4 protein-coding genes are annotated in these 12,226 nt (G+C 69.6%); 3 read left to right on the plus strand and 1 reads right to left on the minus strand.

From position 1 onward, the window contains the following. Positions 1-46 precede the first annotated feature (46 nt). The gene (locus tag DUGA2_RS12115; RefSeq protein ID WP_070269506.1) at positions 47-6,847 is read right to left on the minus strand and encodes an Ig-like domain-containing protein; all 6,801 of its coding nucleotides are present in this window, start codon (positions 6,845-6,847) and stop codon (positions 47-49) included. 291 nt (positions 6,848-7,138) lie between these two features. On the opposite strand from DUGA2_RS12115, the gene DUGA2_RS12120 reads away from it, so the two are divergent. From DUGA2_RS12120 to DUGA2_RS12130, 3 genes are all read left to right on the plus strand, one after another. Continuing rightward, entirely contained in the window at positions 7,139-8,092 is a 954-nt protein-coding gene (locus DUGA2_RS12120) for a LysR family transcriptional regulator (protein ID WP_070269675.1), read from the plus strand. A gap of 76 nt (positions 8,093-8,168) precedes the next feature. Next, positions 8,169-10,142, plus strand: coding sequence for a glycoside hydrolase family 97 protein (locus DUGA2_RS12125; RefSeq protein ID WP_070269507.1), 1,974 nt, complete (start codon positions 8,169-8,171; stop codon positions 10,140-10,142). A gap of 13 nt (positions 10,143-10,155) precedes the next feature. Beyond that, a complete protein-coding gene (locus tag DUGA2_RS12130) occupies positions 10,156-12,198 on the plus strand; it encodes a hypothetical protein (RefSeq protein ID WP_070269508.1) in 2,043 nt (680 codons plus the stop codon). Positions 12,199-12,226: the final 28 nt, after the last annotated feature.

A 12,226-nucleotide genomic window follows, 5' to 3' on the forward strand; every position in this document is an offset into this window, starting at 1 on the left:
TTTTCCTGATAGTGGTTCTGATTGCTGGTCTGTTGATTGGTCATGCCTAGTCCTCGCTCACCAGCCAGGCCGCCAGTTGCTGCTCGAAGCCATCCTTGCCGTACTGGCGCAACTGGTCGTTGAAGGCGGCCTTGGCCGGCGCTGGCTTCTCCGGCTTGGCCGGCGGCGCCTTCGCCTCCTTGGCGGGGGCAGGCTTGCCATCGGCAGCTTTCGCTGCGCTCGCGTCGGCGGGGCGCAGTTGCAGATGGCTGATCTGCTCGCGCCCGGCCGCATCCCTGCTCCGCACTTCGAGCGTCAGCGCATCCTTCCACCCCGGAGGCACGGCGCCGGCGAGGCCGCCAGTCTCGGGGTCGAAGCGCAGCCAGGCTGGCAGAGGCCGGCCGTCGCTGAGCCGCACCTGCAGTTGCTGGCCGTCCTGTGCAGGCAGGCGCAACTCGAAGGAACGGCCCGCGTCCAGTGCGCGCACACCCATGTCCTGGATGCCGCGCCCGCCGTCGCCGACAAAGCGGTCCAGCCCCCAGGCCGGCTGCGTCGGCGCGGACAGCGGCGACTCGCCCGGCGCCGCAAGGTGGCTGCTTGCTACCGGCCCGGCGCCAGCACTGATGGTGCTGAGCACCGGCGCCCCTGCCACGCCGGATGGCGCCGCGCTGCCCGCAAGCGCAGGCACCCTGCCGTCCACGGTCGGGATGGTGTCGGCGACCGGCGCTGGCACTGGCGTTGGCGTTGGTGCAGGCGCCGGAACCGGCACCGGAGCCGGCACGGGAACCGGTATCGGCGCCGGCGCAGGTGTCGGCGTCGGCGTCGGCGCCTGCAACTGATACGCGCGGCCGCTGCCGCCCTGCGCCAGCACATTGCCAGCCAAATCGCTGGCGCCGCCCTGGCGCAAGGTCAGCGCCACACTCCCCTCGCCGCTGGCGTTGAGCAGCACGACATAGCGCCCCTCCCCGCTGGCCACGATGGACGCAATGCTGGCCTTGGCGCCGCCGCCGAGCGCCACGCCGAACGCATCGGCCGCCAGTTGCACCGGCTCGGAAAACTGCACGTCATAGCGCAAGCTGCCCGCCTGGGTCGTCGCCGCACCGGCGGCGTCGATCGCCACCAGTCGCGGCGGCCCGCTGTCGACGGTGATCAGCAACGGCGCCGACGCCGCACTGCCCGCGCCATCGCCATTGGCCGCCACCGCCGTCAGGCGATGCACGCCATCGGCCAGCGCCGCGCCGGGACGCCAGCTCCACGCGCCCTGCGCATCGGCCACGGTGCTGCCCAGCGCCACGCCGTCGACGCTGACGGTCACGCGGCTGCCCGCCCTGGCCGTGCCGGTAATGAGCGGATGGCGCGCAGCGGTGACGCCGTCGCTGCCGCTGCTACCCGTGTCCGAGCCGGCCGCCAGCGCCAGTCCGGCCGGTGCGGCGGGTGGCGCCGTGTCCACGGTCCAGCTGCGCGCCGCCGACGTCGCGCCGGTATTGCCCGCCGCATCGCCGGCCGCCGCCCGCACGGTATGCACGCCGTCGGCCAGTTTGCCGCTCAGCGCATAGGTCCAGTTGCCGCCGGCGTCGGCCAGCACCGAGCCTGCCTGCACGTTGTCCACGTACACGATTACCGTGGCGTTGGCCTCGGCGCTGCCGCTGACGTGCGGCTGGGCCGCATCGCCGCCGACGGCGGCGATGACCGGCGCGCCGGGAGCGGCCGTATCGATGGTCACGTGCAATGCCGCCGATGGCGCGCTGTTGCCGCCAGCGTTCGCGGCCACCGCCGTGATGCTGTGCGCGCCGTCGCCCAGGCTGCCGCCCAAGGTATAGCTCCAGCCGCCATCGGCGCCAACGCTGGCCGTGCCGGCCACCACGCCGTCGACCGACACCGTCACCGTGCTCCCCGCCTGCGCCGTGCCGCTGATGGTGGGGCGGCTCTCCCTGATCAAGCCGTCGCCAGCGCTGCTGCCCGTGTCCGAACCCGGCGCCAGTCCCAGCGTGGGAGAAGGCGGCGGCGGTGGCGGCGGCACTCGGGTGTCGACGACGAAGCCGAGCGCGCTCGATGCGGCACTGGCATTGCCGGCCAGGTCGGTCGAGACGGCGCGCAGGCTGTGCTGTCCATCGGCCAAGGCCGTCGCGGACTGCCAGGTCCATACGCCTTGGTTGTCGGCCTGCACCCTGCCCGCTTCCACGCCATCGACGAACACCGTGACGGTGCTGCCCGCTTCGGCGCTGCCGCCGGCCGCCGGCCGCGCTCCGTTGCCGCTGGTGAGCCGGATAGCGGCCGGGCTGCCCGGCGCCTGGGTATCGATCAGCAGCGCCAGCGCCGCCGAGGCGGGACTGCTGACGCCGCCGTTGCCGATGGTGGCGCGCACACTATGCGCGCCGTCGCCCAGCGCATGGGCCAGGGTGTAGCTCCACGCGCCGCTGCCGTCCGCGTGGACCGTGCCGTCCGCCGCGCCATCGACCGTGACAGTCACCAGCGCGCCCGCCAGCGCGGTGCCGCCTATGGTCGGCTGGGTACGCGAGGTGATGCCGTCGCTGCCGCTGGCGCCGCTGTCGCTGCCGGCCCCCAGTCCGGCGATCTGCGGCGCAGGCAGCGCCAGTTGTACGCCGCGCGCGGCCAGCTGGCTGGTGCGGCCGCCATCGTTGACGCTGAAGCTCACCGTGCGCGCCGCCATGTCCGGCAAGCCGGCGCTGTTGGCATAGCTCACCGCGCGCAGCGCCGCCTGCCATTGCGCGACGGTGGCCGTGGCGCCGCTGGAACTGAGGCTCAGCAGGCCGGTGGCGCTGTTGTAGCTGGCCGCGATATTGCCGTAGCGCGTGGCGTCGTTGTTGGAGAAGGCCAGCACATCCTCGCCCGCGCGGAAGTTGCCGCTGACGGCGACCGTGGCGCCGGCCAGCGTCGCGCTGTCGCGGTCGGACACATGCAGACCCGCGTCCACCGCAGCCGCGCCGCCGCCCACGAGGAACTGGGCCTGGCCGCCGCTGGCGCCCACCACCGGCGTGTAGTCCGGCAGCGCCAGCGCCACATTGCGCGACACGGCGCCGCTGCTCTTGCTGCCGTCCGACACCGTCACGCTGACCGTGCGGGTCGCCAGGTTAGGCGTCTCCGCGCTGTCGCTGTAGGTGACGGCGCGCAGCGCGGCCTGCCATTGCGCCAGCGTCGCGCTCGCGCCGCTGGAGTTCAGGCTCAGCACGCCGGTGGCGCCGTCGTAGCTGGCCGTGATGTTACCGAAGTTGGCCACGCTGTCGTTGATGAAAGCCAGCACATCCTCGCCCGCCCGGAAATTGCCGGTGATGGCGACCGTGGCGCTGGCCAGCGTCGCATTGTCGCGGTCGCTGACCGTCAGGCCCGCGTCCACCGCCACCGGTGTGGCAGGCACGCCGTCGCCGGCGGTGAAATGCACACTGCCGGACGAGCCGGCAAGCCCCGGGGTCTGGTCGGGCGCCGTCACCGTCACCGAGCGGGTGACAGCGGCGCTGCTCTTGCTGCCGTCGTCGACGGTGAAACTGACCGTGCGCGTACCCGTGTTCGGCACCACGGCGCTGTCGGCGTAGCTGACCGCGCGCAACGCGGCCTGCCACTGCGCCAGCGTGGCCGTCGCGCCGGACGAGCTCATCGTCAACACGCCGGTCGCGCTGTTGTAGCTGGCGCTGATGTTGCCGAACAGCGCGGCGCTGCTGTTGCTGAAGGCCAGCACATCCTCGCCCGCCTGGAAATTGCCGCTGATCGCCACGGTGGCGCTGGCGAGCGTCGTGTTATCCAGGTCGGACAAGGTGAGACCGCCGGCCACGACAACCGGCGCGCCGACCACACCGTCGCCGCCGGTGTAGGCCGCGCTGCCGCCGCCAGCCACGACGACCGGCGTCTGGTCGACCGCGCTGACGGTCACGGCCTTGCTGACGCTGGCGCTGGTCCTGCCGCCATCGTTGACGGTCACGCCGACCGTGCGCGTGGCTGTGTTCGGTGTCACGGCGCTGTCGGTGTACGTCACGGCGCGCAAGGCCGCCTGCCATTGCGCCAGCGTGGCCGTCGCGCCGGACGAACTCATCGTCAGCACGCCGGTCGTGCTGTTGTAGCTGGCGCTGATGTTGCCGTACAAGGTGGCGTTGCCGTTGCTGAAGGCCAGCACATCCTCGCCCGCGTGGAAGTTGCCCGTGATGGCGACCGTGGCGCTGGCCAGCGTCGTGCTGTCGAGGTCGGACAGCGTCAGGCCGCCGTCGATGGCCACAGGCGTTGCCGGCCCATTGTCGCCGCCGGCAAAGGCCGTACTGCCGCCGCTGGCGGCAAGCACGGGCGTTTGCGCGACGGCCGCGACCGTCACAGAACGGCTGACGGCGGCGCTGGCCTTGCTGCCGTCGTCGACGGTGAAGCTGACCGTGCGCGTGGCCGTGTTCGGCGCCACGGCGCTGTCGCCGTAGCTCACCGCCCGCAGCGCGGCCTGCCATTGCGCCACGGTGGCCGTCGCGCCGGACGAGGTCATGCTCAGCACGCCGGTCGCGCCGTTGTAGCTGGCGCTGATGTTGCCGTACAGCGTGGCGCTGCTATTGACGAAGGCCAGCACGTCCTCGCCGGAGCGGAAATTGCCGGTGATCGCCACCGTGGCGCCGGCCAGCGTCGTGTTGTCCAGGTCGGACAAGGTGATGCCACTGTCCACCACCACCGGCGCGCCGGCCGCGCCGTCGCTGCCGGTGTAGGCCGCGCTGCCGCCGCTGGCGGTCGCGATCGGCGTCTGGTCGGTGGCCGCCACCGTGACGGTGCGCGTGCCGGCGCCGCTGACGTGGCCGTTGCCGTCGGTGGCCTGGAAGCTGATCGTGCGCGTGGCCGTGTTCGGCGTCACGGCGCTGTCGGTGTATGTCACCGCGCGCAAGGCCGCCTGCCATTGCGCCAGCGTCGCCGTGGCGCCGCTGGAGGTCAGCGTCAACAGGCCGCCGCCGGTGTTGTAGCTGCCGACGATGTTGCCCATGCTGCTGCCATCGTTGGCGAACGCCAGCACGTCCTCGCCGCTGCGGAAATTGCCCGTGATCGCCACTGTGGCGCTGGCCAGCGTGGCGCTGCCCGGATCGACCACGGTGATGCCGCCATCGACCACCACCGGCGTCGACGCGGCGTTGTCGCCGGCGCTGAAGGCCGCGCTGCCGCCGCTCGGCGTCAGGACCGGGGCGTTGATCACCGCCACCGTCACGCTGGCGGCCGCGCTGCTCTGCCCGCGGCCGTCGTTAACCACCACCTGCACGGTGCGGGTGGCGGTGTTGGGCGACACCGCGCTGTCGTTGTAGGTCAGCGCGCCCACCAGCGCCGACACCCGCGCCGTGCTGGCGTTGCCGTTGAGCGTAACGACGAGGTCGTGGCCGCCGACGCCGTTGCTGGCGATGGTGCCGATGGCAACGCCGCCCACCGACACCGTGCTGCCGGCGCTGGTGCCGCTGCTGAGCGAAACGGCGCCGCCGACGTCGATGCCGAGCACGTCCTCGGCGCCATGGGCGTTGCCGGTGACGCGCACGGCCACCGAGCCGCCGCTGAAGCCGGGCGTGTCGCTGTCGCTGACAACGACGACGGCGCCGCTGTCGAGCCGCACGGCGCCGCCGCCGGCGGTGTAGCTGACGCTGTCGCCATGGAGATTGCCGATCGCCGGCGCCGCGTCCGGGCTGACCGTCAGCAGCTTGTTCACCGTGGCGCTGGCGACGCCGTCGTTGTCGGCAATGACGAAGCTGATGGTGCGCATATCGGTCAGCGGGAGGAGCGAACTGTTCCGATAAGTGACCGCCTCCAGCGCCGCCTGCCACTGCGCATTGGTGGCGCTGGCACTGCCGGAGGTCAGCGTCAGCACGCCGGTGGAGCTGTTGTAGCTGCCGGAGATGTTGCCGAAGCGCGCGGCGTCGCTGTTGTTGAACGCCAAAAGGTCTTCGCCGCTGTGGAAGTTGCCGGTGATCGCCACCGTGGCCATGAGCTGTTTGGTGCCGCTGGAACTGGACAGCGCGAGTCCGCCGTCGACGGCGACTGCATTGCCGTCGCCGCTGCGGTAGGCGCTGTTGCCGGCGCTCGGCGCCAGCACCGGACCGGGATGAAAGTAGTCCGATGCCACGATGTTATCGACGCCGATGGCGCCAGTCACCTGGAAGCTGCCGTCGGTATGCACGCGGAACGCGTCTATCCCCTGGAAATTGCTGTTGTTGCTGACGTTGAACGTCACCAGCTGGCCGCCTAAATACGCGTCGGTCACTTGCAGGCTCATGGTCGCGCCCGCCACTGCGACGCCATTCAAATAGCCCTGCAGCCGCATGACCCCGCCGGAACCAACCGATGCGCCGTTCATCGCGATATCCACCGAGCTCAGCGTGAAACGGGTGCTGTTATCGGGGCGCACCTGAAGATAGTTGAGCGGCCTGCCATCATTGCTGACACCACTGATCATGATGGTCTGGCCCGTCAACGTCTCCGCGCCAATATAGCAGTTGGTGGCGGCGTTGCTGGACAAGGTGAAGTCCCAGCCGTCGACGTTGATGGCCGAGAGGCCATCCCCGACCGAAGACCCCGACACGATGACCGGGCCGCCGACCAGGTTGAAATCGCTGACGCCCGCCGTCGGCTGCGCCAGCAGAGCGCGGGCATTGAATTGCAGGGCGCGTGCCTGCAACGCCGGCGCGCGGTCGCCGCCGGGGCGGGCCGCGCCGCTGGCCTCGGCCGGAACGGCCGCGTCGGCGGCGCGCTCCGGCGCCGCATGGGCGGCGTCGGCGTGCAGCGCCGCGATGGCCGTCTGCACCGCCGCGCCGTCGAACATCAGGCGCGGCTCCAGCGCCTGCAACAACAGCCGCGCCGGCCGGTTTGCGGGCGCCGCTGCCGGCGCCGCTTGTTTGGACTTCCACCACTTCATGCCTGCCCCCTGGTCAAGATCGCCATCGACATCTCGCAACAGGAAACCGACATTTGCTGCCCCGTGGCGCGGCGCGCACACAGATGTCTTGCCTTAAATGGCAACAATATTCTTCTATTATCTCTTGCCCAAAGTAAATACGCATCAGTCCAAATGGACTGCTTGACTGCGCGGCACTATGCCGATTTCGATATCTGAGGCCTCGAATGCATCATTGATTGGCTATTGCTCCGCCCGTTATAATTTTTTTATAACAACAAGGGAGACACCATGATGGAAGCATCCATGGGCATGAACGCGCCGAATCCGAACTGGTTCCTGCGCGCGCGGCTGAAAACCCGCCAACTGCTGCTGCTGATCGCGCTCGACGACGAGCGCACGCTCAGCTGCGCGGCCGACGCCCTGTGCATGACACAGCCGGCCGCGTCCAAGCAGCTGCGGGAGCTGGAGGACATGCTCGGCATCGCGCTGTTCGAGCGCCTGCCGCGCGGCATGGAGCCCACCATCTACGGCGAAAGCATGATACGCCACGCCCGCATGGCCCTGACCAGCCTGGCGCGCGCGCACGAGGACATCGTCGCCCTCAAGTCCGGCCTGGCGGGCCAGGTCGACGTCGGCAGCATCATGACGCCGGCCATGCGGCTGCTGCCCTGCGCCATCACCCGCATCAAACAGCAGGTGCCGCAATTGCGCATCGGTGTGCAGATCGAGTCGAGCATGGTGCTGCTCGAACGCCTGCAACGCGGCACCCTCGATTTCCTGCTGGCGCGCATGACCACCTTCCACGACAGCGCCGACCTGCTGTACGAGGAACTGGCCGCCGAGCCGGTGGTCGTGGTGGCGCGCGCCGGCCATCCACTGGCCGCGCACGCGCAGCTTGCCTTGCAGGACGTGGCGCGCGCGCCGTGGATCATGCCGCCGCCGGGCAGCATCCTGCGCCAGCGCTTCGACCAGCTGTTCCACAACGCCGGCCTGGAGCCGCCGAGCGACGTGGTCGACACCAGCGAAATCGTGCTGATCACCAGCATGCTGCAAATGAGCGACGCGCTCAACGTGATGTCGGCCGACGTCGCGCTGCACTACCAGGAGCTGGGCCTGCTGACGGTGCTGCCGATCGAGCTGGCGTGCCAGATGGACCCGTTCGGCATCATCCGCCGGCGCGACAGCCTGCTGTCGCCGGGCGCCGAGCTGCTGCTGCAAGCCATACGGCGGCAGGCTGCGCTGGCTATACCGTCTTCGGTATAGCAGCCGCATAAAAGGTGAATGGACCGCTATGCCCGGCGCGCTTAGCATGCCCCAAACACCTGGACGGAGACCTCCCTTGAAACAACTGCCCTTATCCCTGACGCGCCGCCTGGCCGGCGCACTATTGCTGATCGCTCCGCTGGCCGGCCACGCCGCGCCCACGCTGGAACTGAGCTCGCCCGACCGCCAGCTGCGCGTCACCATCGACACCGGCGAGCAGCTGACGCTGGCGGTCCGGCACCGCGACACGCAGCTGGTGCTGCCCACGCCGATCGGCCTCAAACTGAGCGGCATCGGCACGCTGGGCGAAAAGCCGCGCCTGGCCAAGCAGCAGCGCGTCAGCATCGACAACACCGTGCGCCCGCTGGTGGCGCAGAAATCGCGCCAGGTGCGCGACCACTACAACGCCCTGCGGCTGGACTTCGCCGGCGGCTACACGTTGGAGGTGCGCGCCTACGACGAGGGCATCGCCTACCGCTTCCGCACCGAGCTGCCCGGCCAGGTGACGGTGGAGGACGAACTGGCCGGCGTCCACGTGCGGCCGCAGGATACGCTGTACTGGCCGCAGGAAAAGTCGATGCAGTCGCATAACGAGCACTACTACCAGCAGCTGGCCGTCAGCGAGGCCGCCGGCAAGCTGGTCGGCGTGCCGGCGCTGGTGCGCGGCGGCGGCGCCCATCTGGTGCTGACGGAATCGGGCCTGCGCGACTATCCCGGCATGTACCTGCACGGCGAAGCGGACGGCCTGCGCGCCGTGTTCCCGAAAGTGGCGCTGGCCGATACCGCACGCGACGACCGCAACGTCCCCGTGACGCAGGAAGCTCCCTACATCGCCCGCACCGCCGGCACGCGGGCCTACCCGTGGCGCATCCTCGGCATCGCCGCCGACGCCGGCGGCCTGCTGCTGAACCAGATGCCCTATCTGCTGGCCGAGCCGCAGGAACTGAAGCAGACCGACTGGATCAAGCCGGGCAAGGTCGCCTGGGACTGGTACAACGGCAACAAGCTGTACAACGTGCCCTTCAAATCCGGCCTGGACACGCGCACCTACCGCCACTACATCGACTTCGCGGCCGAGAACGGCCTCGAATACATCATCATGGACGAAGGCTGGTACGAGCTCGGCAACCTGCTGGCGGTCAAGCCGGAGATCGACATGCCGGCGCTGATGGCGCATGCCAAGGAACGTGGCGTGGGCATCATCCTGTGGGTGTCGTGGAAAACGCTGGACACGCAAATGACGCCGGCGCTGGACCAGTTCGCACGCTGGGGCGCGGCCGGCATCAAGGTCGACTTCATGCAGCGCGCCGACCAGTGGATGGTCAACTACTACGAACGCGTGGCGCGCGAAGCGGCGGCACGCAAACTGCTGGTGGACTTCCACGGCAGCTTCAAGCCCAGCGGCTTGCAACGCACCTGGCCCAACGTGCTCACCTTCGAGGGTGTGAAAGGGCTGGAGAACAACAAGTGGAGCGACAAGCAAACCCCGGAGCACGACGTCACGCTGCCCTTCATCCGCATGTTCGCCGGCCCCGTGGACTACACGCCGGGCGCGATGAGCAACGCCCACCGCAAGGACTTCGTCGCCAGCTTCGACCGCCCGATGAGCCAGGGCACGCGCGCCCACCAGCTGGCGATGTACGTGATCTATGAAAGCCCGCTGCAGATGCTGGCCGACAGCCCGTCGCAATACCGCGCCAATCCATCGTCGCTGGCCTTCATCCGCCAGGTGCCGGTGGAGTGGGACGAAAGCCGCGTGCTGCACGCCGACCTTGGCCGCTACGTGGCCATGGCGCGCCGTCGCGGCGACACCTGGTACGTGGGCGCCATGACCGGCAGCGACGGCCGCGAACTGGCGCTGGACCTGTCCTTCCTCGGCGAAGGCAGCTACCAGATGAGCAGCATGGAGGACGGCCCGAACGCAGCGGTGTTCGCCACCGATGTGCAGCCGGGCAGCGCCAGCGTCACCCGCGACAGCCGCCTCACCATGCGCCTGGCCCCCGGTGGCGGCTGGACCGCCATCATCCGCCCGAACAAGCAGACGCAATAAGGAGCACCACAGCATGAACCAAGCAATTCGCCCGCGCGCGGTCGTACTGGCCGCCGCATTGGCCGCCACCATAGCCACCGCGCACGCAGCCAGCGCGATCCACGCAGCACCACCCGCGTTCACGCCACGCTGGCAGATCGACGGCAACGCCATCCGCTGGCAAGTCGGCGACACCCATCGCGACCAGCTGGAGATGAGCGGCCGCCAGGTCTCCGCAGTGATCGACTACGGCAGCCAGGCCGACGGCACGCTGCTGCTGACACGCACCGTGGTGTGGCCGATGCTGCGCACCATCCCCGACGACACGCACGCCAGCCTGCTGCGCAAGTTCGGCCCCGAAGCCACGCCCGCCATCGCCATCGACGGCGCGCCTGTCGCCGCCGAGCGCCTGCGGCAAGTACGCTTCGACGGCCAACTCAATCTGCAATCCGAACTGGCGCCCGGCCTGCTGCTGAACCGCACGCTGACGCCGTCGCCGGACGAACCGGCGCTGGTGGAGCGGCTGGAGCTGGTCAACAACGGCAAGACCGCCCGCCGCTACAGCTTCGCCGCGCTGGACAGCAACGAGACCACGCCGGCCGAACGCGGCACCCACGGCGCCTACGTAATCGCAGTGCAGTCCGCCGCACGCGAAGGCACGCTGGCGCCAGGCGCGCGGGTGCACGTCGATGTCATCATCAGCGGCCGCCTGCAAAACGAGATGGTGTACGTGGATGCGGACGAAGCACTGCAAGCACGCGCCCGCAAAGTCGCACAATGGCGCAACGAGCTGGTACTGGAAACGCCGGACCCGGTACTCGACGCCATGTTCGCATTCTCCAAAGTGCGCGCCGCCGAAAGCGTGTTCGCCACGCGCGGCGGCCTGCTGCACGGGCCGGGCGGCACCCGCTACTACGCCGCCGTCTGGGCCAACGACCAGGCGGAATACGTCAATCCCTTCTTCCCCTACCTGGGCGACCGCGCCGCCGTGCAAAGCGCGCTCACCAGCTTCGGCCTGTTCGCCCGCTACATGAATCCCGAGTACCGGCCGCTGCCCTCCTCCATCATCGCCGAGGGGCGCGGCTACTGGAACGGCGCCGGCGACCGCGGCGACTGCGCCATGATCTCCTACGGCGCCAGCCAGTTCGCGCTGGCCCAGGGCGACGCCGGCACCGCGCGCCAGCTGCTGCCCCTGATCGACTGGTGCCTGGAATTCACGCGCCGCCAGCGCGACAGCGAAGGCATCGTCCACTCCGACAGCGACGAACTGGAAGGCCGCTTCCCATCCGGCAAAGCCAACCTGTCCACCAACGTGCTGGCCTACGGCGGACTGACAGGCGCCGCGCGCCTGAACGCGGCATTGGGCGACAAGCAGCGCGCCACAGCGCTGCGGCAGGAGGCGCAGGAGCAGCGCACCGCCATCGAGCGCCACTTCGGCACATCCATCGGCGGCTACGACACGTATCGCTACTACGCCGGCAACGACAAGCTGCGCGCATGGATAGCGCTGCCGCTGGCGCTGGGTATCAACGAGCGCCAGCACGGCACCATCGACGCGCTGCTGTCGCCGCAACTGTGGTCGGAGAACGGCGTGCTGACCGAGGCCGGCGACAAGACCTTCTGGGACCGCGCCACCTTGTACGCACTGCGCGGCCTGTTGAAAGCGGGCGAACTGGAACGCACCATGCCCTATCTGCGCTACTACTCCGGCCGCCGCCTGCTCGGCGAGCACGTACCGTATGCGGTGGAAGCTTGGCCGGAAGGTCAGCAACGCCACCTGTCGGCGGAAAGCGGGCTGTATGCGCGGGTGATAACGGAGGGCTTGTTCGGCATCGAGCCGACAGGCCTGCGCAGCTTCAGCTTCGCGCCGCGCCTGCCCAAGGGCTGGCCGCGCATGGCCTTGCGGCGCATACGCGCGTTCGGTGCAGGCGGCACGGGTGAAGGCCTCGACCTGGTGACGACGCGCCTGCGTCCAGGGCTAGCCGCGCAACGCGTGCTGGTGCGCCTGGACGGCAAGACCTTGTTCGATAAAGCCTGGGACGGCAAGGCGCCGTTGCAGATCACGCTGCCCGAATAAACTCCGCATATCGTTTTCAGCAATGCTG

Origin of the sequence: Duganella sp. HH101 (genome assembly GCF_001758795.1) — a bacterium.
GTDB lineage: Bacteria > Pseudomonadota > Gammaproteobacteria > Burkholderiales > Burkholderiaceae_D > Rugamonas > Rugamonas rivuli.